The following is a 24828-nucleotide window of genomic DNA, read 5'->3' as shown; positions in this document are numbered from 1 at the left end:
TGTCTATTATGTATGAAATGGGCTTTTAGATGCTTTAACTGAAGGCCGTCATTCGGCCATATTGGCTTTGCAGCTCGTCGAGTTCCTTCTCTACTTTTGCTAGCTTCGAACGCACTTGCTCGTGGGAGATGGTAGCCTTGGTTCTCATGAATTCATTCCTGAGTAATCCTAGCTTGCTTTGCAGTGTGCTGATCTCCGCACTGATTTCGTTTACTTTTGGATCTCGCATAGTTCTTTTTCTTTGTCGTATTGCTGGCGCATGGCCGATTTTATCACTTCGTCGTTAGGGTATTGGTGGATCATTTCGATTTGCTGGATGTGGTAGTCTGTGTAAAATTGTAGGCCATCGCTCCAGTCTATTTTTCTACAGGCTAGCCAATTGTTTTCTTTGAATGGCAGTGGCTTTTGGTATAGAAAACCATCGCTATCCGTTTCGATCATGGCCAGTAGCTTTCGGTCTCGGTTAGCCCACAGGGTGCGCCACCAGTTCCAGTAGGCTTTGCTGTCTCGTAGTGCCAGGCTGATCTCCTCCGGACGGATATATTGAAGGAAATCCACTCCTTCGCTAAACTTCAGCTCGAATAGATCTTCAACTGAAAGTCGAAGTGTGTCCTGCACTTGCTTTTCCGTATGTTCAACCATTTTGTGGATCATGATAAAGGGGGTTTCCGTTGTAGATATATAGGTTGCACCTGCCATTCACAGAGGCATTGGGCGGCATCAGCCAGTTGGGGTGATCTGAGCCATTGCGTACCGCATATCGTTTGCAGTTGTCTCTTAGCTTACACTTTCGGTCTTGAATCTGACCTTCACACTTAGAAATGATTTCAGACATGGTAGTATTTTTTAGGTTCGTTCAATAGGTTGATGAATAAGAATGGACTCATGAGTGCCAGACATGTAACAGTGATCATAGAGAAGGCTGATAAGGCCAGTAGTCCGATGATTAGTAGGGTTGTTTTCATTTCTTCTTGGTTTTGATTTCAGATCCGTGATAGAGCATGGCTTTTTCTTCGTCGATCATCAGTGTGCCTCCAGGGCATCTTCCGCTTACATAGCAAGCCAAACCTTCCACTCTGATAATTACTTTCGACAGGATCTTTGCCAACTGTGCCGGAGCAGTAAATGGCTCGTTGTTTTTTTCGTGAGCCAGAAATATGAAGATGACCTTTGGGTATGACTTGATTAGGTTGTCAATCGCTTTGCGCTTCAGATCATCGCGGTACACCGTGATGTTGTCGATGATCACGAAGCTGTACACATGCCTGGCGTCCAGTTTCTGCTTCAAATCTTCCAGCTCAATTCGTTCAGAAAACTTCAGCTTCTTGTTGGTGGAGGACACGCCAGCTCGCTGACAGGTACTTTGAAAATTGGCTCCCAAACCTTCCTCTGCACTGATGTACAAGGTGCGGCCATGCTGACTGAGGTAATTCGCCAGCATGACTGCAAACCAGGTCTTTCCGTTTTTCTCTCGGCCATAGATGATCCATACACCATTTTTTTCGGGGTTTCCGATCACATCCTGCCACACCCCGTCAAATTGGTAGGTCGGGTCTTTTTTATCTAATAAGTTTCTCGCTGCTAGTACTCTCATTATTGATTCACTTTGATTAGGGTTTCGAGGTATCTGAGGGTAGTTTCCTTTTTGAGACATTTGGCTACCAGCTGATTGATGATGTCCTTATTGTTGCAATTCGCTTTTGCCACATCAGCAAGGAGCTTTCTGTAGTAAGCCGTTTTATCTTCCTTCGGCTGAGGTATCAATTGGATAAACTCATCCGAGAACCTTGAGAATAGCTCTGCAAAACCTACTCGCTTGTTGTTGATGCCCTTTCTGATCTTGGCTCTGAGGCCATCGGCTCCCATCATGTACCAGCCGCAGATCCCGTCGGTACCATTCCAAAGCTCCTTTACTTCAAGAAATGCCGGGTAGCTTAGATCTCCTGCTTCGTCCAAGACAATGAGTGGCTTCTCAATTTGTCCTAAGTAGTACTTCAGTGTACTTTTTACATCCACATACTTGCCTTTGTCATCCACACCTATGGTCTTGGCCAATCCGCGAACGAACTGCTGGCATGTTTTGTACTGTGAACAATCGAGATAAAAAGCGTTTTTCATGCTCTTTAAAATGTGTCGGGTGCAGAAGGTTTTTCCGATTCCGCAGTCATCGACCAGGATCATAGACTTGCTCAGGTTCTTACAGAAAGTAAGGTTGCTTTCTATTTCATTGTAGATGCTGGTTCTGGCTACTTTCCAGTTGTCAGATACCATCCGGACATTGAATTCTTTTCCGATTCTGAGCCATTCGTTGTCGCTAATCACTCGATCAGTTTCATTGGCTTTCAGTTTGCTGAAGCTGGAAGGGTTGAGGCCAATCGTCTTAGCAAACTTGGCGTCAGATCCACCGTAATTGTTTCTTCGAGCGATTACTTCGTCTCTGACTCTCTTTTTGAATGTTGCATTTAGTTCCATATTCTATTTAGTTATGCTTGAAAACTCTTTTTCCATGTGAAATCACTTGGTTCCTCGTATTCCACCACATCTTCCCATTCGTCGTCTTTTCCTATCTCTCCGAGTACTTCCACCTCTTCGTTCATGTCTGGCTCATACTTTTTAGCACCAGGCATTTGAAAGCTGTTGCCTATAGTCTTAGGTCTATTGTCGATAATGGTGACAGGTTCTATTGACTTGATTTGTGTCTTTTGGAATGCCTCTATCGTGGATACATAAGCACTCATTATTTCACGGGCTTTCAGATCCTGATCAGTCCATTCGTTCTTGGCTCTGTTGTATTTTGGCTTAGGACATGCCTCGCAGATGTATCTGCCATTTTTGTACACCATCGCCTTCAGTACCTCTCCGTGATTATCATCCAGCCAGTAGATGTCGACATTTTCTCCTTCTATTTGGCGCATCAATCGGATCAGGTTTTCACCTAAAGCCACTTGACCATTATCTCCTAAAAGCCATTCTTGATTTTGAAGCTTCATAATGCCCACATTGCAGCTGGTCAATTGCTTATATCCTAAGTGCGGAAGAATAGCCTTGTAGTTGGTGGGCTTGAGTTCTGGATTTTGATTATTTAAGAAGTAATCCCATTTAGATGTATCATTGTGTTTCGAATGGGCCATGTTATTCCATGTGGCCATGTCTGCGTGACATCCTTCTACAATTGTCTCAAATGGGATGATCTTATTTGGCTTATCAGTAGCGGCTTTGTTTGATTCACTTATTGCCGTAGGTCTGGCAATCCAGCCTTCTCGCTCTTTCTCAAGCCCATATCTCAATGGCTTGAAATAAGCCTCAATTCTTTTAGATCGTGCCTTATTGGCTTCTATTCTCACATATTCAAACATGTTGCCGGGCTTCAAGAATGTATCCTTGAATGAGCTGTTCAATGAACTCTCACACTCTAGACCTGACGGCAAATTCAATCCCCATTCCGCATAGTTTCTCACCAACTGGCGATAGAATTTGATAATGATACCTTCTTTGGTTTTTCCTTCTACCCAACATACAATTGCTTCACTGGCTAGATCTATACCTACATAAAACCACACTCGTTTGCCTTTGTCGTACCAGAATGGTGGCTGTCTGTCATCGATAGAGATCAATGAGCCTGCAAATTGTGGCTGTTGTAGTGAATGGTGTGGGATGTAGTCTTGAATAAGTTCTTGACGGTTGCCACTTCTTCTGGCGTGTGCGCCTATTCTGTTTTCCCATGCCGTCAAGTAAGCTTTTATACTTCTTTCTCTGAGTGACTTGAATCCTTTCGGGCTGTACAGCTCTCCGGTCTCCGGATCTATTACGTCTACATATCCAGACAAGAATCCTTCGTATTCACGAGCTACTTGTGTGGCAGTTGGTTTGAAATCTTCTCCACGGTTGGCAAATAAGCTATTGAGCAGCTTGATTGTTTCAGGCGTAGCCTTCCGTGCATTTTGTTTGGCTCTGCCTTTGGCATCTTTCACCAGGGACACATATCCCAACTTGTCGAATTGATTGATTACCTCAGCGAATCGACGTGGGTGAGAGGGGAGGTTGTGTTGTACTCCGAATTTAGCCTTGAGTGTAGGTTGGAAACTATCTGCATCGAAGGCCAGAGTATTCATGATACCTTGTACAGATCCTCCTTTAGTTAATCGTTCAGAAGTTCTAGCCGCTTTTAGCTTGAGTATGGCCTGAGCCACGCTGGCATTCACTATATATTTTTCTTGGGTCTCTGGTTTGATGTAGGAGCCATCTGGATATGTGAAGTCCACATAGAATGTCACAGCATCAGCATCTACCTGGTAATATGCCTCTAGCGGGTGGTTGAGTTTTCTAGGATCTCCAATACCATCCTGTATTTCACGAGGTAGGGAATCGAACCTGATTAGGAGCTGGCGGTTATTCCCACCACGCTGCGCTCTTTTGATGCCGTAGCTTTTTGAGCTATATCGTTGGAGCTCCTTTTTCAAAGACTCATAAGACGACCACCATTCAGGGATCAGTTCCTCTTTTGTTACTACTAATATGTCATTCCATATATGCGGCATATTAGAGGACTTTCATCACATCGTTGTGACGTTTGAATGCTTGGGTGAATTCTTCAGTCGACTTTTCAACAAGTAATCGTTTGGCTATCCTGATGACATCTTCAGAATATCTTGGATCATTAGGAGAAAAAACCATTCTTATATATCTCTCCGACTTATTGGCCTCTTTTGCAATTTGATCTTGAGTAATACCTTCGTTTCTGAGCTTTGAGGCTAGTTCTAGAAGTTCTTTGGCTGATAAATTTGGCATTCTGTTCCGCTTTTGCTTGATTTACAGGAACAATTAAAGTCAATAGAATTGACATTGTCAAGCAAATGGACGAAAAAAGTCAAGCCATACGTGAAAATTTTGGGAGGAATCTGAAAAAGGCCAGAAAGGTAAAAAAGATGACTCAAGATGATCTGAGTGCCGAAATAGGCGTTCAGCGCAATACAGTGAGCATGTATGAGGGCGGAAACAGTATGCCGGGGGAGACTATCATCCAAAAGATTATGATTGCCCTTGACATTTCACGGGATGATTTGTTTGACATTGTCAAGTATAGCGACCCTGCAATGGGAAGTGGCTCTATGATTCTTGAGGACAAGTCACCTTATCAAAATCACCTTGATATTAAACCCGGTGATGACATTCTCAACTACTTGGTGGCTTTAGAATCAAAAGATGCATTGCCAAAAATCGTTGCACAGAATCTTAAGACATTAGTAATGCAGATGTATAAGCAAATGAGTGATGACAAGGAGGCCTTGGTTGTTCAGATGAAGAAGTATGAAGCGTTGAGGGACTATATGATGCAAAATCTTGACAATTTCCCAACTAAGTAATCAAATCAATCTCTGCTATTTTATTGAGCATCTCTATTTTCTTTTGTTTGGCCCGCTGATACCTAACAATACTCTTGACGATTGAAGCTAACAGGAGGAAGGCCATTACTCCCAATAATAAATGGTAATGATTTCGTTCTGTTTCTCGGTCGTGCCTAAAATTCACTCGGTCTACTTCATATTTGGCTGCTTCCGACTCTATGAATTGAGATTTACTGACACTCCATATCAAAAACTCTCCGTATCTCTTATACACACCTAGATCAGTTAATAAATATTTTTCATCTTTCAGGATTTGTATCGAGTCCAAATAAGTATAGCTCTCCTTCAATTCAAAAGCATTGGCTCCATCATTTCCGGTCATTGTGTTTTGGTTGTATGCTGCTAAAAAATAATGCAACGAGCTGTCTAGTTCATTTTTCTTCAAGAAGAACATGCCCAGGTTATTGAGAGCCGGAACTAAGGCGTCCGTATTACCTAAACTCAATTTCAAATCAATAGACTTCTTCACCATTTGCATCGACCTGGCAGTGTCCCCAAGAGCCATGAGCGCCAGCGAGTGATTGTTGTACACCTTAGATTTTAAAATATCTGACTGATTATTGATTCGTATAGCTTCATAGTAATAATCAATTGCTTCTTGATAGTTGCCTACGTGATAAGAGCATATCCCTAGTTCCATTAATGTAAAACTCAGACCATTGCCATCATTCATTGTTTTATACAAATCATAGGCATTTTCTAGCGATAAGACTGATTTTTCAATATCTAAAGAATAGGCATAAATGATGCCTAGATCATAGTAATACTGAGCTTCTAGTTTTTTATTTCCTAGTTCCTTACTCAGCTCCAGAGCTTCTGTTGTGTATTTGGCCGCTGTTACATATTCACCTGATTGCTGATGAAGTTTTGAAGTTATGACTGCGCACTTCCGTTGTAAGTTTAGGTCTTTCAGTTTGTCGGCAATAAAAAGAGCCTGCCCGTATTGCTTTAGAGCTTCAATCTGATTATTCGCTTTCGCATACTTTTTCCCTATTACGTGATGAAAATTAAATAGCTTTTTCAAGTGGGGTTTTGACTGATCAGAAATAGTAATTGCCTGTGCTAGATACTCCTGGCACAGATCAGTGTTTTCTTCGTAATAAGTAAGCCTATATAAGCTGTCGAGGTTAGATTTTTGATCGGCAAGGGCGGACACAGCAATCCAGCTCAACATATAGGCAAGGGCGACGTTCCTCATCCTTCTGTTGATTGATGTTATTAAATTTATTTTCTCTCGCTGCTAAGCAAGTCGAAATTATTGAATTAGGCCGCAAATAAAAAACGCGAACCTATAATTCTATTAAAAATTAGAGATTCGCGTAGAAGGCTTGTAGGTAGTTATACCTATATCAAGGAGCCACTGGGTCTTCGTCACTTGTGTTTCCGTGATCCGCGTTAGATTTTTCAGTAGCTATACTTTCTTCTACTTCCGTAAATGAATCTTCACCTCCACAAGAAGTGATAGTGATAGATAGGAAAAGAGCGATAATTGTGAATTTAAGTGTTTTCATGATTCAATTTGTGGTTTTTATAATAATACTAAGAGATGTAAATCTAACTAAATTTTGTATAACTAATTGAATTGCAGCTAGTTGTATTAGGCTATTTTGCTGTATTACATTGCATTAAAGGGGAGCTTTCTTTTTTCAATATGCTGATTTTCTATGTTTTTTTACCAGTTAATCAATTCAACTACCCTTCAACATACTCGCTAATGTCCCCCCAACTGTCCCCCCAACTGTCCCCCCAGCCCATATTTGAGCCTCAAAATCGGGAAGTCTTGCCTATTTACAAAGCCGCTTTGAAAAACACTTTCAATTCAATAAAAACACCGTTGAAACATAATTAAAGGCCGATTCAAGCGATAGAATCAATTGCGTGACTATATTTGAATATTATTGAAGTAGAATTGAAGAAAATGAAAGGATATGCACATTTTGTTTCTGTGCTCGATTTGGGAGCCCATGCCTTAAAAACGGCCAACGCGTGCCGTATTGCGGTATTACCGCCCTTTTTTAAAAATTTCCCCTTTTGAACATTCTGTTATGCCCCTTATACATAAACTTTAAATGAAAAAAGTAGCACAGATTTTTAGTGGTCCTCATGCAGAGGACATTGGCAAGTTTTTAATTCGATTAATTCTTGGCTTTGGGATGGTCTTTCATGGCTATAGCAAACTCACAGGAGGAGCTAGCGGAATTGCCGGTATGCTCGAAGGTATGGGGATACCAGGCTTCATTGGTTACGGAGTTGTTGTAGGAGAGTTTGTAGCCCCGCTTTTGATTCTGGTGGGTTATAAATCTAAACTTGCTGGATTAGTAATGTCGTCTACCATGTTGGTGGCACTGTTACTCGTTCATACAGGAGACATATTTAGTTTGAATGACCATGGTGGATGGGCCATTGAACTCCTTGCGTTGTATCTGGTAGGAGGAATTGGTGTTGCCTTTTTAGGGTCTGGCCAATACAGCCTATCAAAGGGAAAGGGCGATTGGGACTAATGCATAATATTTAATTCAAGTATTTGAGGTTGGTTTTAATCCTGACAGGCAACTTAGGTTGGCTCGTCAGGATTTTTTTATTTTGTCGATATGGATTTTAGATCACTCACATCGGAAGATATCGAAGTAGCCAGTCGATTGATTGAATCAGTTAGTGATGTATTCAGTCGAAGAGACTTTTCGGAAAAGGGCTATAAGAATTTTAAAGAAAATGTGCTGGATAATGGTATGCGAAAAAATATGGATGAAGGGTTTGCGTATTGGGGTGCTTTTGAATCAGACACCCTCGTTGGTTTGATCGCTATTAAAAAGCCCAACCACTTATTTAATTTATTCGTGCATCAAGATTACCATCATAAAGGAATCGCGAGTGCTTTGTGGAATTATATGCTTTCCCAACTCCAGTTGGATACAGTGACTGTTTTTTCATCCAGCCATGCAGTTGGCTTGTATGAGGCTCTTGGATTCCAACATTCTGGCGATAAAATTTCGAATGAAGAGATTATTTGCTATCCAATGCTGTGGTCACTCTGTTGAAAAGGAGGGTCTGAAAACGACTCTATTTGACTCCTTTTGGAGGATTTGCTTATGAGATAGGTAATTTGCCTATGATTTTTAGACCTTTCAAAATTTAAAATGTCCATTTGGAGTCAATACTGGTACTTTTTCATTTTTGACATCTTAGAATCGTCAATTCGTTTCCTGATTGCGTAAAAATCTATTTACGGATATCCTGTATTTTATTATAGCTAGGAGCTGCTCATCTTTGAACCATAGAAATTTATTATTCACAACGAATAAGTTGATTTGGATTAAAAATTTAGAGCTATGCAAGGGTATTTTATTAGATCATCTAGAGTAACACCATCAGTTTACTTCAATCCAAAAAAGGAATTGTTAGATCTAAGAGGGAAGTCGAGTCCTGAAAACCCGTTGAATTTTTACGGTTCATTATTAGTGAATATGGACAAGTACGTAGAAAGTCATAAGGGTAATATTACTGTAAACCTTGCGTTTGAATATTTCAATACGAGCTCTTCTAAATGCATATTCAACTTACTAAGAAAATTGGATAGTATTAATCAGCTAGGAAAAAGAGTAATTGTAAACTGGTATTACGAGAATGATGATGACGATATGTTGGAAGCGGGTGAAGATTTTAGCTCATTCTTTGGATATGAATTCAATTTCGTATCAGTACCAGTGATCAATTCTCTTGGTGAAGAAACAGAAGAAGAACCGCAACTAAACGCGGCATAAAATATTAATTGGACAGAAAACAAAAGAGTTATGAAACCGAAATTCAAGTCAGCAGAAAAAACAGTGAAGCAAGTGGTGTTGGGAACAATATTGACCTTCGGGTTCGTGCTAGCATGCACGATGCTTAGCGTAATAATATAATTACTAAGGAGCCAGCAGTAGAAGGAAGGAAAAGCAGTCATTATCAATTACCTGAAAATAGACTGTGAAGATGGGTTCGTTATTACCAGCTATGGGAAATAAAAGGTATTAATCGAAGGCTTTGAAGTAATTTATTAAGGTGGTTAAGGTTACGCGAGAGCGTAACCTTTTTTGTTTTTATCTCTTTCTAAACTAGGATTTCTAACGGTTACAACCCCTTGGTCGTAATTGTTCGCTCACTTTTCCTCCTTTTTTTTATTAAATTTAATACAGAGAGAGGGTTGTCATTTGAGTTCCTTACATAGGTAAACTGCGCTTCCTCGAATGAAGAATAGATAAATTCACCAAAATGTCTAGCACGGAGATTCAGGAAGAACGATACCTAGATATTATTAATCAATTTGCCGTCGGTCTACTCAATCAGAGTACGATCAAGGAAACGCTATGGAGTGTAATTGACAATGTAGTTTCAAAACTGGATTTTTATGATTGTGCCATTTACCTGTTGGATGAAAATAAGGAGAATCTTATTCAGGTAGCCTCACAAGCCTACAAAAACAAAGAACGACGTGATTCGAGTGCTGCGGTTATCAAAATGGGAACCGGTATAGTAGGTAAAACGGCAGTTGATAAAAAGGCTAGAATCACCAACGACACTAGCTTGAGCGATGATTACATCACTGATGATCAGTGGAGGTTTTCAGAAATCACCATACCCATTATACATGAGAATGAACTCATAGGTATCATTGATTCAGAACACCCCGACAAGGATTTTTTTCAACCTATACATTTAAATATCCTTACCACCATTGCCTCTATGGTGGCCATCAAAGTAGTACAAGCCAGGCACCTGGAAAATTTGGAAGCCAGAGAGAAAAGCTTTAATCTGATTTATAGTAGTACCAATGATCTTATCTTTCTGATGGAGGTCGAACCGGAGAATACATACCGATGTGTTTCTGTGAATCGTGCCTATTTGGAGCTAACAGGGAAAAACAAGCATGAGGTAATAGGAAAAACTGTTGAAGACATATGGGACACCAAAAGGGCCAAAATAATCCTCGCTCATTATCTTCAAGCCATAGAAACCAAAAAACCTGTTGCTTATCAAATCGAATTTGGCTCAGGGGAGAGTTCACTAACGGTTGAAACTAAAATTACCCCAGTTTTTGATTTCAAGGGGCGTTGTACTCATCTCTCTGGGATTTCTAGAGACATCACAGCTGCCAAACAAGCAAGAGACGAGCTGAAAAAAGAAAGGGAAAAGTATCAAACACTTTTTTCTAAAGCCAATGACGCTATTTTCATTTTGAAAGATGATGTGATTATCGAATGCAATGATATTACTACGAAAGTTTTTGGTAGAGAGAAAGAGGATCTTATCGGTCGCAGGCCTCATGAACTTTCACCAGAATATCAACCAGACGGTCAGCGATCTGATCGTGATGTGCCTATTGGCAGTTTTGAATGGCTGCATACCAAAGGAGATGGATCATTGTTTACTGTAGATGTAGCATTGACAGAATTGAGTTTTGGCAATGGACAATATGTTCAGGCTATAATGAGAGATATAACCGAACGGATAGAGGCAGAAGAAATTCTTCGAAATAGTGAGAGACGATACCGAACAATTTTCGAAAATTCTCTGGATGGTATTTATAAAAGTACACCCGAAGGTAAGTTTGTAGAAGTAAGTCCTGCTCTAGTATCTATGTTGGGTTATGATTCAGAAGAAGAGTTACTTGCCATTAATATCAAAGACGATTTGTATTTCAAACATGAAGACAGATTTAAACATACGAATCAATATAGATTAAAGAAAAAGGATGGGACAGAGATATGGGTAGAAGACCACGGTTTCTATCAATATGATGAGGAGGGAAACAAAATATTTCATCAAGGTATTCTTCGTGATGTAACCACTAAAAACGAAAAGCAAAAGGAGCTGCAGGACCTTTTGAATGTCACCAGTGATCAAAATAAGCGCCTACAAAATTTTGCCAATATTGTATCGCACAATATTCGTTCGCATAGTGCGAACCTTACTTCTCTGGTCTCCTTTATGGAAATCACCACAGATGAAAAGGAAAAGGAGAAAATGTTTCAAATGTTGAAAAATAGCACGAGTCAACTAGAAGAGACCATTATGAATCTCAATGAAATTATCACGGTCAATCAGAATTTCAACAAGCCCATTGAGAAAAGAAATTTATTAAAAGAAGTTGAGAAGACGCTACAGGTATTGAATCTGGAGATTCTTGAAAGTAGCGTAACTGTCAAAACAAATATACCAACCGATTTGACAGTGCATATTATACCTGCATATTTAGACAGCATCTTATTGAATCTAATAGGAAATGCGGTTAAATATCGAAATCAAACCAGAAAATCAATAATTAAAATAAGCGCCAAAGCACTCAAGCGTGGGGAAATTCGAGTCAGGATTGCTGACAATGGACTAGGAATAAACATGGAGGCACATGGAGATAAAATTTTTGGTATGTACAAAACATTCCATGATAATGAAGATGCTAGAGGATTTGGGCTGTACATTACAAAGAATCAAATAGAAGCCATGAGAGGACGCATTGAAGTCGCAAGCGAACTAGGGAAAGGCACCACATTTACAATTTACTTTGATGAGAATTATTGACTTGGTTTTAGTAGTAGAAGACGATCCCATATCTTCCTATGTGATCAATTTGGCGCTTCGTCAACATGAATCCTTTTTAGAATGTGTGGAGGTTCGAAACGGCCAGGTAGCCATTGAGCATTTGGAGGCAAACAATGAACATTTACCTGATTTGATCCTTTTGGATATTAATATGCCAGTAATGGATGGGTGGGAATTTTTGGAAAAATTTTCTGAGATGACGGTGAGTAAGGATATTCCAGTAGTCATGCTCACCTCATCTATCAACCCGGATGATATTGAAAAAGCCAAATCTCATAGGCTAGTCAAAGGCTTTTTGTCGAAACCATTAAATAAGGATAAGCTTGATGAAGTGTTGAATTTTATCTAAAAGCAAGCTGCTTTAGAAGAAACATATAGAGTTTCAACTAAAGCAACTGACAAAAATTAAGAGCTTGGGAACCCATCACTTTGGATTACTTCTACAATTTGCTTCATATGGCGCTGCGAATGCCCACTCATGAAAAGGATTACTTGATAGGCGTCAACCTTTCCAAATGGGAAGTCGAAGTATCTGTTTCTTAAATCTTCTTTAGTCTTTTTTACAAATGCAATATTGGATTTGCGTTGTGCATTAAAAGCATCTAATGAACTTTGGAATGTGCCAAAACTATTCGTGGGCTCGAACTCTGGTCGAGTTTTTACTTTTTGTTCACGACTTGTAATCATTGCAAGTAATTGCTCATCAGTCATCAGAACTTCACTTCTTTTGGAAGGATCTGGATCAGTTTTTAATGTCATTTCCACCAAACCAAAAATATTCTTTTCAGAAATGGCTATATGCTCCATAGTTTGTGCAATCGACCAGACCCCTTCATCTGGCATGTAGTTGAGCTGATCTTCTGACAAATCTTTGACAGCAATCAGCAATTCACTTTGAGATTGTTTAAGATGGTTAATGGCAGTGCTTTTTTCCGCCTTGGTGAGGGATTGAGCCAATGTGGAAAGCCCAGTCAGCAGTAAAATCTGAACGAGTAATATTGATTTTAAATTTTTCATAATGTTTAATTGTTTGGAAGAATGACGATTGGTTTTGTGTATTTAGGACAATTTTTTTAGAAAATCTCAATTAAGATAATCAGAACTTAGCGATTCAATTCAATTTTTTGCGTTGTCTTTTGTTGGATAGCGAACAATGCATGCAATATCTCGTATCTTCGATCAAAACATTCCAGAATGAACCAATCTAAAGCTTCGCTTACTTTTATTTTCATCACACTATTAGTTGACGTTACGGGATTAGGAATCATCATTCCTGTGATTCCTGATTTAATCAAAGAATTGATTAATGGTTCATTGGCAGATGCTGCATTATATGGCGGGTGGTTAATGTTTGCTTATGCATTTGTTCAATTTTTCTTTTCACCAATTATGGGTGGATTGGGAGATCAGTTTGGTAGAAGGCCAGTGTTGTTGGCGTCACTTTTTGGGTTCGGTGTAGATTATCTGTTACTCGCCTGGGCGCCAACTATCGGGTGGTTGTTTGTTGGTAGAATATTGGCAGGTGTTACAGGAGCTAGTATGACTACGGCTTCGGCTTACATCGCTGACATTAGCAAGCCGGCTGATCGAGCGAAAAATTTCGGAATGATAGGTGCGGCCTTCGGCTTGGGCTTCATTATAGGGCCAGTGATCGGAGGATTGCTTGGAGCGTATGGTTCTAGAGTGCCTTTTATTGCAGCGGCTGGACTGACCCTGCTCAATTGGTTGTACGGTTATTTCATTTTACCTGAATCATTGGCTAAGGACAAGAGAAGAAAATTTAGTTGGAAGCGAGCTAATCCTATAGGCTCCCTTGTTCAACTAAAGAAATTTCCTGTGACCATTAGTTTGATGGTTTCTATGTTTTTTGTGTACTTGGCCTCTCATGCCACGCAAAGCACTTGGGCCTATTACACCATGGAAAAATTTGGATGGGATGTAAAAATGGTCGGTTATTCTCTGGGATTTGTGGGTTTGATGGTGGCTATTGTACAAGGTGGGTTGATCCGAGTGGTGATTCCTAAAATTGGCGATCGAAACGGAGTGTACTTGGGCCTTGTTTTATACTTTATTGGTTTCGTATTATTTGCGTTTGCTTCAGAAGGGTGGATGATGTTTGTTTTTATGATTCCATATGCCTTGAGTGGATTTGCCGGTCCATCACTACAAAGCATCATGACCGGGCAAATTCCAGAAGATCAACAAGGAGAGCTGCAAGGAGCCATTACCAGTATGATTAGCCTCACAGCTATTGTAGGCCCGCCCATGATGACCGATTTATTTGCCAGGTTCACTAATGACTCTCTTGGAGTCTATTTTCCCGGGGCTCCCTATTTGATGGGAGCCATATTCACTTTTATGAGTATCGGCTTTGCTTATAGAACACTTCGTAAGTATGCCAGTGTGTTTGGTTGATTTTTTTTACTTGAAGCAACCGAATCTGTAACTTTTGCATCCTATAGGAGACTAATACAAAAACTCAAACGAAAACCTACTCATGCTCAACTTATCTGGAACGCTCAAAAGCATCTTGCTTTTTTTTACACTTATGTTGGTATTGTATAATGCTGATGCTCAGGGCATCAAAGGCACCATCCAAGCCTCTAATGGTGATCCTTTGCCTTATGCGACTATTTATGTTCGAAATATAGAAACGGGTACGACTTCTAATGATCAAGGCTACTTTGAATATCCACTACCTGCCGGTAAATACGATTTGGTATTTCAATATATGGGTTATAAGTCCGTAGTGAAATTTGTGGAAGTGTCGGGTGCTTTTACTCAAGTGAAAGTGAAACTCGAACCACAGACTATAGTATTGCGAGATGTAGAGGTGCGAGCAGGGAAGGAAGATCCTGCCTATACCATCATGCGAAAAGCGATAGCCAAAGCAAAGTTTCATCAACAGCAACTGGATAGTTATGAGGCTGAGGTATATATCAAAGGATCTGGACGACTGATAGACTCACCTTTCTTTTTGCGCAAGGCGATGGCCAAAGAAGGAGTCGATTCTACCACTGCATTCGTATCCGAATCGATTTCAAAAGTGAAATACACGCGACCAAACAAATACGAAGAGGAGGTGATTTCCATTCGCAGTAGTGGTGAGGATAATAGTACCAGCCCCATGGAATACCTCAAAGGCAGCTTCTACGAGCCAAAATTGGCCAATGCTATTTCTCCATTATCACCGAAAGCCTTTGGTTATTATCGCTTTGAATACTTGGGTACTTATAGGGATCAAAATTATGAATACAGTACCATTCGGGTCATTCCTAGATCGAGAGGTGATGATGTATTCGAAGGCGAAATTTCAATTATTGAAGATTATTGGAGCATTCATAGTCTCAATTTGAAAACTAGTTATTTGGGCATCAATTTTATTATCAATCAGATTTACAATCCAATAGATAATAAAGCCTGGCTTCCTATCAGTCATCAGTTCGATGTGGATGGAACTTTTTTCGGATTTGAATTTGAGTATAATTATTTGGCCACGGTTAAGAATTACCAAATTGAAATGAACAAGGATCTGGATGTAGAACTGGTATTGATCGATGAAAAAGTCGATAAAGAATTGGCTGCCAAATTGGAGGCTCAGAACAAAGAGGTGAATACCGAGGTGCTCGAAAAAATGCAGTCTGGAAAAGAAATGACTCGCAAAGAGATGCGTAAACTGATGCGTGAATATGAAAAGATGGAGAGTGAGAAAGATACCGTTCGGGATATTCAATATATCACTAATATCACAATCGATTCGCTGGCATTTAAGAAGGACTCAAGCTTTTGGCAGTCTGTAAGACCGATTCCATTATCTGACTATGAAATTAAGGGCTACCACAAAATGGACAGTATGGCACTGGTGGATAAAAAAGAATCGGAAGGAGATACAATAAAGACGAAAAGAGGAAAGGAAGGCTTTAAAATCTATGACTTGCTTTTGGGTAATACATACAAGGTTGGAGACAAAGCTCATCTGGAAATAATGAACCCACTGTTGACTCTCAATTTCAACTCTGTAGAGGGGTATAATTTCTCTTATGAACTGGCATATACCAAGACATTTGATAACAAAACCTGGCTCGAAATAGCTCCGCAGGTAAGGTATGGGTTTTCCATCCGTCAGCTACAGAGCAAGTTGCGAACTACTTACAAATTTGGCGAGCAGAATCTCATAGCTGAAGGAGGGAGATATGTATATCAAATCAATCCCGATGAACCGATAATTCCAATAATCAACTCCTTGACGACACTGATGCTAGAGAGCAACTACATGAAGCTCTATCAAAAAGAATTCGTGGGATTAAAGTTTCAGAAAAAAATCACGGATAAATATCGTGTGGATGTAACTGCCGAATATGCCAATCGCATACCCTTAGATAATCAGACGAGCCATACATGGTTTAATAAAAAGGATAGAGAATACACCCCCAACGCACCGGTCAACGTAGAGCTGGGTAATACTGCCTTTTTTCAACATCAAGTATTCATGACTGGATTGAGTGTGACGATGAAACCATGGTTGAAGTATTACATTAAAAACAATGAAAGAGAGAGTATCAATCGGTCTTCACCAGAATTGACCATTGCTTATGACAATGCAATCCCCGTAAGCGCAGCTCAAATCTCTTACCACAAGTGGTCTGCCGATGTTACCCATTCGTTGGACGTAGGCATCCGTGGTAGACTGAGTTTCCGACTCGGAGGAGGAGGATTCCTGGCAAAGGATAGTATTACTTTTCTTGATTACAACCACTTTATGGGAAACAGAACGCCCATACAGGACATAGATGTGGTGAAGAGTTACCGATTACTACCTTATTACAATTTAAGTACAGATGGATCTTATTTCAACCTGTTGACTCATTATCAGTTTAGAAAGTTTTTTTTCTCAAGGTTTATATTCGCCAGAAAAAGAGGAGTGAAAGAGAGTGTTTTTGTGAATTACCTGGGTACAAAATCCTCGCTCCATTATACGGAGGCAGGTTATAGTATTGACAATATATTCCGGTTGTTTAGGGTAGAAGCAGTAGCAGCTTTTCAAGATGGAGCTTATATAGATTGGGGTATTCGATTTGGAGTTGCGGCATTCCTCGAAGAAATGTTTAATTTTGATTAGACTCCAGCGCATTCTTGTATATTGCTATAACCATTTTGGCTATAGTTAAAATTTAAATACTTCCTCAACAACTGACTGATATGAGAACAAGCTGTAAACTATTCCTCATAGCGATGGCTTTCGCTATAGTGAATCCCTCTGCTGCCCAAGAAATCCCTAGGGTCAAAGAAAACAGACAAGCCAGGTTGGCACACGAGTACGAAATGTACAAAAACCCATCTACGAACCAAGTACCTCAAGGCATTCGACAAAAAGAATTACAATTTGTGAAATCCGCATCCGCTCGCTTGGATGCTAGGTTCAGGCCAGAGTCAGCAGGTAGAACGTTGGCCGATCAGTCTTGGGATCAACGCGGCCCATTCAATCAGGCTGGCAGGACAAAAGCCATAGGCATCGACCCAAGAAACGAAGACATCATATTGGCTGGCGGTACCTCAGGTGGCATGTACAGGACGACCGATGGCGGAGCTTCCTGGACTTTGGTATCTAATCCTCAATCCAACCCATCCATCACTGGAGTAGCACAAGACCCAACCGCCCAGGATACATGGTACTACATCACAGGAGAAGGAAAAGAATCAGTAAATACGAATCAGGCCTCGCAGCAGTATATTGGAGACGGAGTGTATAAATCTACGGACAATGGAATTACTTGGTCACAATTGGCTAATACAGTCCCTGAGAATACTACCCTTTTTGGAGAAGGATTACGCTTGGAGTGGCAAATTTGTGATGATATAGCAGTTGACCCTTTGAGTGGAGCCGTTTTGGTGACCAATATGGGAGGAATTTATAGATCCTCAGATGGAGGAACTACTTGGAACCAGGTTTTTGAGTTGAGCGGAGATCCTAGATTTGGAGATGCCGTCCACATAGATGTGGCAGAAGTTAAACCCGCCGGAGCGTCTCCTGCTGTTGTTTATTATGCAAGTGCACATAACACTGATGCTGTAAACAAGAGTGGATTTTATAGATCGACTGATGGCTTGGCCTGGGAAGATATAAGTCCAGCAGGCTATTTTGGAGGATCATGGGAGAGAATAAGAGTTTCCATCGCACCAAGCAATACAGATGTGGTGTGGTTTTTAATGCATGGGAATGCCTTAGTCGCAGATACTGAATTAACAAATGACGTATTAGCTAAATATGAATATGATGAGAGTGATCCGGTATGGACCGATATGTCTGACAATATTCCAAACTTAGGAGGTGATGTAGGAGACTTTAATACACAAGGCGCGTACAATATGGTGATCCGTGTGAAACCAGATGATGAAAACACTGTCTTCATTGGGGATACAAAGTTATGGCGGTCGACTGATGGATTCGCTACCGCAATAGATGCAGGCGGGTGGATAGGAGGTTATTCTCCATTAAACAATATAAGCCAATACCCCAATCATCACCCAGATGTACACGAGTTGGTGTTTTTTCCAAGTGATCCCGATAAGGCGTTGTGCGGACATGATGGAGGGCTAAGTTTAACCACCAACATTTTGGCGACAAACAGTACCCATCCGGTGACTTGGAGCAATTTGAACAAAGGCATGTATACCACGCAAGCGTATGCCATTTCCATCGACCCTACTACGGAAAACAGCGCCGTAATTGTGGCAGGTTTTCAGGATAATGGAAATTATGCGACGGACAACATATCCGGTACAGCTGACTGGATAGAGCAACCTCACGGAGGGGATGGAGCCTGGAATGCAGTTTCTTCAGGCACTGAAAACTGGTACATTTCCCAACAATATGGCAACGTTCAAAGAATGCCTGCTGGAAGTCAAGGGGGACATGGTGTGAATCCTGATACGCGTGGATCTAGCAGTTTCAACTCCTTTATTTCACCATTTATTTTGGACCGAAATGACGACGATATCATGTACTATGCTGCAAACAAAGAATTATGGAGAAACAATTCTATATCCACAATTAATGAAAATGGACATCCATTTAATGGAACCAGCGATGGTTGGGCGACCCTCGACTTTGGAGCGACAACTCTTTCTGGTAACATCACGGCATTAGAAACCTCAGTTACCCCAGCCAATGTGGTGTACATCGGAACATCTACCGGTGAAGTGTACAGAATTGCGGATGCACATACAGGGACCACAGTCACTGTCACAGACATTTTCACAGGTAAAGGTCTGTCATCAGGTTTCATCAGCTCCATAGATGTAGACCCAGACAATGCTGATCATGTTTTCATTACATTTTCCAATTATGAAGTGATTTCTATTTTTAAAAGTACCGATGCAGGTGCCAATTGGACCAACATTAGTGGAAATCTGGAAGAAAATGTAGATGGTTCTGGATCAGGGCCAGCGGTTCGGTGGATACATGTATTTAAAAAGACTGACAATACCAATGTCTATTTGGTAGGTACTACCACAGGTTTGTATTCTACCAGTACACTAAGTGGTACTTCCACAGTCTGGACTCAAGAAGGTACTTCTACTATAGGAAATGTGCCTGTCTCGATGATTCGTTCACGAAAAATAGATGGTTATGTAGCAATTGGTACTCATGGCAAAGGCATGTTTAGTACGAACATCTTGACGCTGGATGATGACATACTACCTACCATCACGGCTACATCTCCTGCCAATGATGCAACGGGAGTAGAATTGGACAGCGACCTGACAATCACTTTTAGTGAAGATATTAAAGATGCCGGAGGGTCCATTATTATCAAGTATTTCGATGATGATACTGAAGTGGAAACCATAGCAGTGAAATCTGACCAAGTGACTATAGAAGACGCCGTGGCAACAATCAGTCTGACTCAAGAATTAGAACAAGGCGTTGGGTATTATGTGAATATCGAAAACTTTGCTTTCAAGGATGTAGCAGGGAATAAATTCGAAGGGATCGAAGATAAAACTACTTGGAGTTTTACAGCTAAGGCTATTACTGGAGTAGAAAAGCCAGCACCTGAAAATATGCTCAATGTCAGCGTGATTGATCATGGCATTAATTTGCAGTTTTTAGGGCAGACCATTAAATATGCTGAAATCAACTTGTATACCATTACAGGCAAACAAGCGACCTACACAGCAAGGAGTTCATTCAAAAACAATAATGTCAATGTAAAAGCCCAACTTACTCCTGGAGTATATGTGGTAAAAGCATCTACGGCCAAAGGGTTGTACACCAAGAAATTTTTAGTCTCAGAATAAACTTATATCATGAATACTGTATTTACCACAATATTGATCGCCGCTGTTTGCTTTGGAACGAAGCTAAAAATAGAAGAATTTAGTTTTAAGGAGATTGCTCCTGGAGTATCTACCGGATACGTTATTACCAAATATGAAGTGCAGGTAAAAAGCACTGGAAACAAAAAAGCTACAATCGAAGAAGTTTGGCTTAAAAACAGAATGGCGAGTTGGAAGCTATTTGATGAAGATGGGAAAATTGTAGAAACCATTCAAAAGAAAGGCGTCTATACATTAACTGGAGAGACAAAAATCAGGTCTGCTGGAGCTAAATACAAGAGTAAATCAGTGCCTAAGGAATCCATAGGTTCTTTTGAAGAGGACTTTTTGGTTAAATACAAAATAGAAGGATCTGATAACGACCAATGTATGTCGATCGCAAAGATTGAAAATTTGGAACTCGTTAAAATGCAATAGTTTGATGACAGGCTGAGCAATTCGAGTCTAGACAATGGTTATATTTTTCTGAAAGGCAGTCTCAAAAGAAATGGTAGTATCCGTGCCCTCTACACCAGGCAATGGATGAATTCGGCTATATAGCACATCTCTCAAATGGCTGTTGTCTTTGGTAAATATCTTGATGATAAGCGCATATTTTCCAGTGATATTAGAACATTCTACGATCTCAGGAATTTCCTTTAAAGCAGCAATCAGACTTTTTACGTATTTAGCATTAGTCACTACTATCCGTGTCATGGCTTCTGTGGTGTAGCCTAGTACCTTGGGGTCGAAAACAAATGTAGCATTCTTTATCACGCCAGCCTGTCTGAGCTTGTTTACCCGCTGATGAACCATAGTGTTGGAAATGCTCAACTCTTTGGCTAAAGTAGAATAAGGAATTCGTGCATTCTCGCCGAGTCTGCGAAGGATTTTTTTATCTGTTTCGTCAAATTGACTAATCATGAGTGTAATGAATAATGAAAAATGTTAGAATGATTTATTTAATCTTAATAAATGTAAAAATGACTTAAAAACATTTATTAATTAAATAATTAATTCATTATATCATTAATTTGGGAAAATATGACTTCATTTTGCGTGTAAATATTTAAATCATGCAATACGAAGAAATCATCGACATCTTTTGGAAGGAATATGTGAAAACTACGCCTTCAGCTGGTAAAATTCACGAACTATTAGAAGCAAAAGGAGAAAAAATCAGCAACGATCATATCGCATTCAGGACGTTCAATCATCCAAGTATCAACGTAGAGCAACTGGCTATGTCGTTTTTAGCTTGTGGATATGTGGAAAAAGACGAATACACTTTTGAAGCTAAAAAATTGAGAGCGAAGCACTATGAGCATCCGGATGCTAATGCGCCAAAGATTTTTATCAGTGAGCTTTTGTTAGAAGAATTCTCTGAAGAGCTACAATACATCGTATTGAAAAAAATCAATGAAATTCCATTGGGCTTAATTGAGACAGACTCAACCATTTATTCAGGCCGACCTTGGGGTACGATTTCTCACGAAACTTACTTGAAATTGAGAGAAGAGTCAGAGTATGCAGCTTGGATGTACGTCTATGGTTTCTGCGCCAACCACTTCACCATCAACGTGAATCAGTTGACTGCGATAGAATCATTGGAAGAAATGAACTCATTCTTGAAAAACAATGGTTTCTTAATGAACGTTTCTGGAGGAGAGATCAAAGGATCACCGGATGCTTTGTTGGAACAGTCCAGCATATTGGCAGATAAAAAGGCGATTGAGTTTGCTGAAGGGTCATTTGAAATCCCTTCTTGCTACTATGAGTTTGCCAGAAGATATGAAGATGTTAGTGGAAGTCTCTTTAATGGTTTCATTGCAAAATCAGCAGACAAAATATTCGAAAGTACAAATGCGGCTTCATAAGCCAAGACTCCTAAATCAACCCGAATTGAGTATTAGAATTTCATAGTAGATTTTCTAATTCATAAATCGGGTTAAAAATTTAACCCAAAATGATAGGTCAGCTCAGGCGCTTCGGCGAGGGCTGGCTTTTTTCTTCCGTCATTGCCCGATTCGACTGGAGGAGCATTCGGGTAATCCCCTTCGGATATCAAGATTCACTTAGGTTTAACTTTTCCAAAATTTCAAACTTGGAAAAGTTTCAAGAATAGCTTTTCTTGCCTTTCTCATTGATTTTGAGTAACTTATATGCCCTCAAAAAATTGCACTACTATGAATCTCATCACAAAAATTGACCAATGGATGGATGCACGATTCGCTCCCGCTTGGTTAGACTTGCTTAGAGTCGTTCTCGGAATTTTTCTTTTTATCAAGGGCCTTATATTCACGGCCAACTTTCAAGTCCTCGCTGACAATGTGCAATCCATGGGTATGGTATACATGGCGGTGATCGCCGCACACTATATCTACTTGGTGCATGCAGCCGGAGGATTGATGATCGCTCTGGGTGCTTATACCAGAGTCATGTGCGCTTTAAATATTCCTATTCTTTTGGGTGCGGTGATCTTCAATGCTACTCACTTTCTTACCATGGATGATCTCATGGAATTAGAAATGTCTGTTTTGGTGCTAGTAGGGCTAATTGTTTATTTCTTATTCGGTGGAGGTCGCTTTTCAGTGGATGAATTACGTAGGCGCGATGCTAAAAGGAAAGCTGAGTTGGCTGGCTATTGAAAATATTCAATCATACTCTTCCAAAATTTCAAACTTTGGAAGAGTTATAAACTTTACAACCGCCATAACTTCCCCAAATCACCGATTCGTATATCTTTGCGGCTATGGCAAAAAATGACGATCAGAATCTGTTGAAAAAGATCATAGCGCACTCCAAAGAGTACGGCTATGTATTCCCTTCTAGTGAAATATATGATGGCTTGAGTGCCACTTACGATTACGGCCAATATGGTGCAGAATTGAAGAAAAATATCCGCGACTATTGGTGGAAAGCCATGGTGCAGATGAATGAAAATATTGTGGGTATAGATGCTTCGATCTTCATGCACCCGACTACCTGGAAAGCTTCTGGTCACGTAGATGCTTTCAATGATCCGATGATCGACAACAAAGATTCTAAAAAAAGGTATAGAGCGGATGTACTGATCGAAGAGCATGTAGCCAAGATCGAAGCCAAAATCGACAAAGAAGTAAAAAAAGCTGAAAAGAGATTCGGCGATGCTTTCAATAAAGAAGAGTTCTTGTCCACCAATGGCCGTGTGCTAGACAACCAAAAGAAAATTGACACGATCAACGCTCGATTCAAAAAGGATATCGAAGAAGAGAATTTCGAAGATCTTAAATTATTGATTGAGGAGCTGGGTATTGCTGATCCTGTGAGTGGCTCTAAGAACTGGACTGATGTGAAGCAGTTCAACTTGATGTTCTCTACCGAACTAGGTGCAGTGACTGATGGTGCAAGTAAGATATACCTCAGGCCAGAGACCGCACAAGGTATTTTTGTGAATTACTTGAATGTGCAGAAAACTGGTCGAATGAAGTTGCCATTCGGAATTGCTCAAACTGGTAAGGCCTTTAGAAATGAAATTATCGCTCGCCAATTCATTTTCAGGATGAGAGAATTCGAGCAGATGGAAATGCAGTTTTTTATCAAGCCAGGTACAGAAATGGAGTGGTATGAAAACTGGAAAGAAAAAAGAATCAACTGGCACAAGTCTTTAGGATTAGGCGAAGAAAATTACCGATTCCACGATCACTTAAACCTCGCGCACTATGCAAATGCGGCTTGTGATATCGAGTTCAAATTCCCTATGGGATTCAAAGAATTGGAAGGTATTCACTCACGAACTGATTTTGACTTGAAAGCACATGAAGAATTTAGTGGGAAGAAGCTTCAATTCTTCGATTCGGAAGAAGAGAAGTCTTATGTACCGTATGTAGTAGAGACTTCGATTGGGCTAGATCGTATGTTCTTGGCAATATTGTCCAGTTCATATACAGAAGAAACATTGGAAGACGGAAGCAGCCGAACGGTACTTCGAATTCCTCCTGTGCTAGCGCCTGTTAAAGCTGCGGTATTGCCATTGGTAAACAAAGATGGCTTGCCTGAAAAAGCTCGTGAGATTATGGACGAGCTGAAGTACTCAGTCAACGTGCAGATGGATGTGAAAGACGCTATCGGCAGAAGGTACAGAAGACAAGATGCAATTGGTACGCCATATTGTATCACTGTAGATCATCAGACCTTAGAAGATGGCATGGTCACTATCCGTGAGCGCGATAGCATGGAGCAGCGTAGGGTATCTGTGGACGAAGTAGTGGCCGAAATTGAAAAGGCAGTGGATTTGAAGCAGTTGCTCAAGACCTTGTAAATACCACACACATCATAATATTGAAAGGCTCGCATTTGCGAGCCTTTTTTGATTGAAGCGGGTTCAATCTCCCCAGCCCTCTACTCCAAGAGGGAGTAATACCCTGCTTAAAAAGAGGGTTAGGAGGTTTGGATTGCTTCGTCTCAGGAGCAAGTGCTCACCCGTTCAGAGTCACCAGTAAGGGACACTGAGATTTGTGATACTTCCTCAGAGTTACTCAACGAG

The 24828-nt window shown here is 40.4% G+C and carries 25 protein-coding genes; 13 read left to right on the top strand and 12 right to left on the bottom strand.

Translation table 11 applies throughout. The annotated features are described in order from the left end of the window. Positions 1 to 34: 34 nt before the first annotated feature. Genes ACOQO5_RS12665 through ACOQO5_RS12630 form a run of 8 tightly spaced genes read right to left on the bottom strand, consistent with a single transcriptional unit; the run spans position 35 to position 4788 of the window. A complete protein-coding gene (locus ACOQO5_RS12665; protein WP_420582054.1) occupies positions 35 to 229 on the bottom strand; it encodes a hypothetical protein in 195 nt (64 codons plus the stop codon). Further along, entirely contained in the window at positions 211 to 654 is a 444-nt protein-coding gene (locus ACOQO5_RS12660) for a hypothetical protein (RefSeq protein WP_420582053.1), read from the bottom strand. The genes ACOQO5_RS12665 and ACOQO5_RS12660 overlap by 19 nt, the downstream gene beginning before the upstream one ends. Further along, positions 635 to 835 carry a hypothetical protein gene (locus ACOQO5_RS12655; protein ID WP_420582052.1) on the bottom strand — a complete coding sequence of 67 codons (201 nt, stop codon included), beginning with the start codon at positions 833 to 835 and terminating at the stop codon, positions 635 to 637. Before ACOQO5_RS12655 ends, ACOQO5_RS12660 begins: the two co-directional genes overlap by 20 nt. Beyond that, complete coding sequence (locus ACOQO5_RS12650; protein ID WP_420582051.1) at positions 828 to 965, bottom strand: hypothetical protein; 138 nt, start codon at positions 963 to 965, stop codon at positions 828 to 830. The genes ACOQO5_RS12655 and ACOQO5_RS12650 overlap by 8 nt, the downstream gene beginning before the upstream one ends. Then, entirely contained in the window at positions 962 to 1594 is a 633-nt protein-coding gene (locus tag ACOQO5_RS12645; protein ID WP_420582050.1) for a hypothetical protein, read from the bottom strand. Before ACOQO5_RS12645 ends, ACOQO5_RS12650 begins: the two co-directional genes overlap by 4 nt. Further along, positions 1594 to 2472, bottom strand: coding sequence for an AAA family ATPase (locus ACOQO5_RS12640; RefSeq protein ID WP_420582049.1), 879 nt, complete (start codon positions 2470 to 2472; stop codon positions 1594 to 1596). Before ACOQO5_RS12640 ends, ACOQO5_RS12645 begins: the two co-directional genes overlap by 1 nt. An 11-nt stretch (positions 2473 to 2483) precedes the next feature. Next, on the bottom strand, positions 2484 to 4538 hold the full coding sequence (locus ACOQO5_RS12635) for a hypothetical protein (protein ID WP_420582048.1): 2055 nt from the start codon (positions 4536 to 4538) through the stop codon (positions 2484 to 2486). Position 4539: 1 nt separating this feature from the next. Further along, positions 4540 to 4788, bottom strand: a complete 249-nt coding sequence (locus ACOQO5_RS12630; protein WP_420582047.1) for a hypothetical protein — start codon at positions 4786 to 4788, stop codon at positions 4540 to 4542. Positions 4789 to 4853: 65 nt separating this feature from the next. Here ACOQO5_RS12630 and ACOQO5_RS12625 point away from each other — a divergent pair, with 65 nt between their 5' ends. Next, positions 4854 to 5363 carry a helix-turn-helix domain-containing protein gene (locus ACOQO5_RS12625; RefSeq protein ID WP_420582046.1) on the top strand — a complete coding sequence of 170 codons (510 nt, stop codon included), beginning with the start codon at positions 4854 to 4856 and terminating at the stop codon, positions 5361 to 5363. Here ACOQO5_RS12625 and ACOQO5_RS12620 read toward each other — a convergent pair. Both ACOQO5_RS12620 and ACOQO5_RS12615 read right to left on the bottom strand, forming a co-directional pair. Then, positions 5356 to 6603 (bottom strand): tetratricopeptide repeat protein, encoded by a 1248-nt coding sequence (locus ACOQO5_RS12620; RefSeq protein WP_420582045.1) that lies wholly within the window; start codon positions 6601 to 6603, stop codon positions 5356 to 5358. The two genes, ACOQO5_RS12625 and ACOQO5_RS12620, sit on opposite strands and share 8 nt — an antisense overlap. Before the next feature lie 151 nt (positions 6604 to 6754). Then, positions 6755 to 6916 carry a hypothetical protein gene (locus tag ACOQO5_RS12615; RefSeq protein ID WP_420582044.1) on the bottom strand — a complete coding sequence of 54 codons (162 nt, stop codon included), beginning with the start codon at positions 6914 to 6916 and terminating at the stop codon, positions 6755 to 6757. Positions 6917 to 7474: 558 nt separating this feature from the next. Between ACOQO5_RS12615 and ACOQO5_RS12610 the strand changes: the two genes are divergently transcribed. The 5 genes from ACOQO5_RS12610 to ACOQO5_RS12590 all read left to right on the top strand — a co-directional run bounded on the left by ACOQO5_RS12610 (position 7475) and on the right by ACOQO5_RS12590 (position 12333). Beyond that, positions 7475 to 7906 (top strand): DoxX family protein, encoded by a 432-nt coding sequence (locus ACOQO5_RS12610; RefSeq protein ID WP_420582043.1) that lies wholly within the window; start codon positions 7475 to 7477, stop codon positions 7904 to 7906. A gap of 90 nt (positions 7907 to 7996) precedes the next feature. Beyond that, entirely contained in the window at positions 7997 to 8443 is a 447-nt protein-coding gene (locus ACOQO5_RS12605) for a GNAT family N-acetyltransferase (RefSeq protein ID WP_420582042.1), read from the top strand. Positions 8444 to 8734: 291 nt separating this feature from the next. Next, the gene (locus ACOQO5_RS12600) at positions 8735 to 9166 is read left to right on the top strand and encodes a DUF1987 domain-containing protein (RefSeq protein WP_420582041.1); all 432 of its coding nucleotides are present in this window, start codon (positions 8735 to 8737) and stop codon (positions 9164 to 9166) included. A gap of 490 nt (positions 9167 to 9656) precedes the next feature. Then, a complete protein-coding gene (locus tag ACOQO5_RS12595; RefSeq protein WP_420582040.1) occupies positions 9657 to 11963 on the top strand; it encodes a PAS domain S-box protein in 2307 nt (768 codons plus the stop codon). Further along, positions 11950 to 12333, top strand: coding sequence for a response regulator (locus tag ACOQO5_RS12590; RefSeq protein ID WP_420582039.1), 384 nt, complete (start codon positions 11950 to 11952; stop codon positions 12331 to 12333). The genes ACOQO5_RS12595 and ACOQO5_RS12590 overlap by 14 nt, the downstream gene beginning before the upstream one ends. A gap of 56 nt (positions 12334 to 12389) precedes the next feature. On the opposite strand, the gene ACOQO5_RS12585 is transcribed toward ACOQO5_RS12590, so the two are convergent. Further along, entirely contained in the window at positions 12390 to 13001 is a 612-nt protein-coding gene (locus ACOQO5_RS12585; RefSeq protein ID WP_420582038.1) for a DinB family protein, read from the bottom strand. A gap of 177 nt (positions 13002 to 13178) precedes the next feature. Between ACOQO5_RS12585 and ACOQO5_RS12580 the strand changes: the two genes are divergently transcribed. The 4 genes from ACOQO5_RS12580 (at position 13179) to ACOQO5_RS12565 (ending at position 20741) form a co-directional block, all read left to right on the top strand. Continuing rightward, positions 13179 to 14399: a TCR/Tet family MFS transporter gene (locus ACOQO5_RS12580; protein ID WP_420582037.1), complete on the top strand. Its 1221-nt coding sequence runs from the start codon at positions 13179 to 13181 to the stop codon at positions 14397 to 14399. An 82-nt stretch (positions 14400 to 14481) separates the two neighbouring features. Continuing rightward, positions 14482 to 17103 carry a DUF5686 and carboxypeptidase regulatory-like domain-containing protein gene (locus ACOQO5_RS12575; RefSeq protein WP_420582036.1) on the top strand — a complete coding sequence of 874 codons (2622 nt, stop codon included), beginning with the start codon at positions 14482 to 14484 and terminating at the stop codon, positions 17101 to 17103. Positions 17104 to 17183: 80 nt separating this feature from the next. Further along, a complete protein-coding gene (locus tag ACOQO5_RS12570; protein ID WP_420582035.1) occupies positions 17184 to 20285 on the top strand; it encodes an Ig-like domain-containing protein in 3102 nt (1033 codons plus the stop codon). 9 nt (positions 20286 to 20294) lie between these two features. Continuing rightward, positions 20295 to 20741 carry a hypothetical protein gene (locus ACOQO5_RS12565; protein ID WP_420582034.1) on the top strand — a complete coding sequence of 149 codons (447 nt, stop codon included), beginning with the start codon at positions 20295 to 20297 and terminating at the stop codon, positions 20739 to 20741. 27 nt (positions 20742 to 20768) lie between these two features. Here the strand turns inward: ACOQO5_RS12565 and ACOQO5_RS12560 are convergent, their stop codons facing one another. Further along, positions 20769 to 21227, bottom strand: a complete 459-nt coding sequence (locus tag ACOQO5_RS12560; protein ID WP_420582033.1) for an Lrp/AsnC family transcriptional regulator — start codon at positions 21225 to 21227, stop codon at positions 20769 to 20771. A gap of 152 nt (positions 21228 to 21379) precedes the next feature. Between ACOQO5_RS12560 and ACOQO5_RS12555 the strand changes: the two genes are divergently transcribed. The 3 genes from ACOQO5_RS12555 (at position 21380) to ACOQO5_RS12545 (ending at position 24603) form a co-directional block, all read left to right on the top strand. After that, a complete protein-coding gene (locus tag ACOQO5_RS12555; protein ID WP_420582032.1) occupies positions 21380 to 22180 on the top strand; it encodes a DUF1338 domain-containing protein in 801 nt (266 codons plus the stop codon). 309 nt (positions 22181 to 22489) lie between these two features. Further along, on the top strand, positions 22490 to 22951 hold the full coding sequence (locus ACOQO5_RS12550) for a DoxX family protein (protein WP_420582031.1): 462 nt from the start codon (positions 22490 to 22492) through the stop codon (positions 22949 to 22951). A gap of 104 nt (positions 22952 to 23055) precedes the next feature. Next, positions 23056 to 24603 (top strand): glycine--tRNA ligase, encoded by a 1548-nt coding sequence (locus ACOQO5_RS12545; protein ID WP_420582030.1) that lies wholly within the window; start codon positions 23056 to 23058, stop codon positions 24601 to 24603. The last annotated feature ends 225 nt before the right edge of the window (positions 24604 to 24828 follow it).

The organism is Reichenbachiella sp. (genome assembly GCF_965223055.1).
GTDB lineage: Bacteria > Bacteroidota > Bacteroidia > Cytophagales > Cyclobacteriaceae > Reichenbachiella.
Note: the sequence above shows the minus strand (reverse complement) of the source record. Positions and strands in the feature narration are given on the sequence as shown.

Coding starts and splice junctions, on each gene's coding strand:
- ACOQO5_RS12630 (WP_420582047.1), bottom strand. CDS start 4,788: ATGCCAAATTTATCAGCCAAAGAACTTCTAGAACTAGCCTCAAAGCTC.
- ACOQO5_RS12560 (WP_420582033.1), bottom strand. CDS start 21,227: ATGATTAGTCAATTTGACGAAACAGATAAAAAAATCCTTCGCAGACTC.
- ACOQO5_RS12645 (WP_420582050.1), bottom strand. CDS start 1,594: ATGAGAGTACTAGCAGCGAGAAACTTATTAGATAAAAAAGACCCGACC.
- ACOQO5_RS12610 (WP_420582043.1), top strand. CDS start 7,475: ATGAAAAAAGTAGCACAGATTTTTAGTGGTCCTCATGCAGAGGACATT.
- ACOQO5_RS12585 (WP_420582038.1), bottom strand. CDS start 13,001: ATGAAAAATTTAAAATCAATATTACTCGTTCAGATTTTACTGCTGACT.
- ACOQO5_RS12635 (WP_420582048.1), bottom strand. CDS start 4,538: ATGCCGCATATATGGAATGACATATTAGTAGTAACAAAAGAGGAACTG.
- ACOQO5_RS12565 (WP_420582034.1), top strand. CDS start 20,295: ATGAATACTGTATTTACCACAATATTGATCGCCGCTGTTTGCTTTGGA.
- ACOQO5_RS12550 (WP_420582031.1), top strand. CDS start 22,490: ATGAATCTCATCACAAAAATTGACCAATGGATGGATGCACGATTCGCT.
- ACOQO5_RS12615 (WP_420582044.1), bottom strand. CDS start 6,916: ATGAAAACACTTAAATTCACAATTATCGCTCTTTTCCTATCTATCACT.
- ACOQO5_RS12605 (WP_420582042.1), top strand. CDS start 7,997: ATGGATTTTAGATCACTCACATCGGAAGATATCGAAGTAGCCAGTCGA.
- ACOQO5_RS12640 (WP_420582049.1), bottom strand. CDS start 2,472: ATGGAACTAAATGCAACATTCAAAAAGAGAGTCAGAGACGAAGTAATC.
- ACOQO5_RS12555 (WP_420582032.1), top strand. CDS start 21,380: ATGCAATACGAAGAAATCATCGACATCTTTTGGAAGGAATATGTGAAA.
- ACOQO5_RS12620 (WP_420582045.1), bottom strand. CDS start 6,603: ATGAGGAACGTCGCCCTTGCCTATATGTTGAGCTGGATTGCTGTGTCC.
- ACOQO5_RS12580 (WP_420582037.1), top strand. CDS start 13,179: ATGAACCAATCTAAAGCTTCGCTTACTTTTATTTTCATCACACTATTA.
- ACOQO5_RS12545 (WP_420582030.1), top strand. CDS start 23,056: ATGGCAAAAAATGACGATCAGAATCTGTTGAAAAAGATCATAGCGCAC.
- ACOQO5_RS12655 (WP_420582052.1), bottom strand. CDS start 835: ATGTCTGAAATCATTTCTAAGTGTGAAGGTCAGATTCAAGACCGAAAG.
- ACOQO5_RS12600 (WP_420582041.1), top strand. CDS start 8,735: ATGCAAGGGTATTTTATTAGATCATCTAGAGTAACACCATCAGTTTAC.
- ACOQO5_RS12595 (WP_420582040.1), top strand. CDS start 9,657: ATGTCTAGCACGGAGATTCAGGAAGAACGATACCTAGATATTATTAAT.
- ACOQO5_RS12665 (WP_420582054.1), bottom strand. CDS start 229: ATGCGAGATCCAAAAGTAAACGAAATCAGTGCGGAGATCAGCACACTG.
- ACOQO5_RS12575 (WP_420582036.1), top strand. CDS start 14,482: ATGCTCAACTTATCTGGAACGCTCAAAAGCATCTTGCTTTTTTTTACA.
- ACOQO5_RS12650 (WP_420582051.1), bottom strand. CDS start 965: ATGAAAACAACCCTACTAATCATCGGACTACTGGCCTTATCAGCCTTC.
- ACOQO5_RS12625 (WP_420582046.1), top strand. CDS start 4,854: ATGGACGAAAAAAGTCAAGCCATACGTGAAAATTTTGGGAGGAATCTG.
- ACOQO5_RS12590 (WP_420582039.1), top strand. CDS start 11,950: ATGAGAATTATTGACTTGGTTTTAGTAGTAGAAGACGATCCCATATCT.
- ACOQO5_RS12570 (WP_420582035.1), top strand. CDS start 17,184: ATGAGAACAAGCTGTAAACTATTCCTCATAGCGATGGCTTTCGCTATA.
- ACOQO5_RS12660 (WP_420582053.1), bottom strand. CDS start 654: ATGATCCACAAAATGGTTGAACATACGGAAAAGCAAGTGCAGGACACA.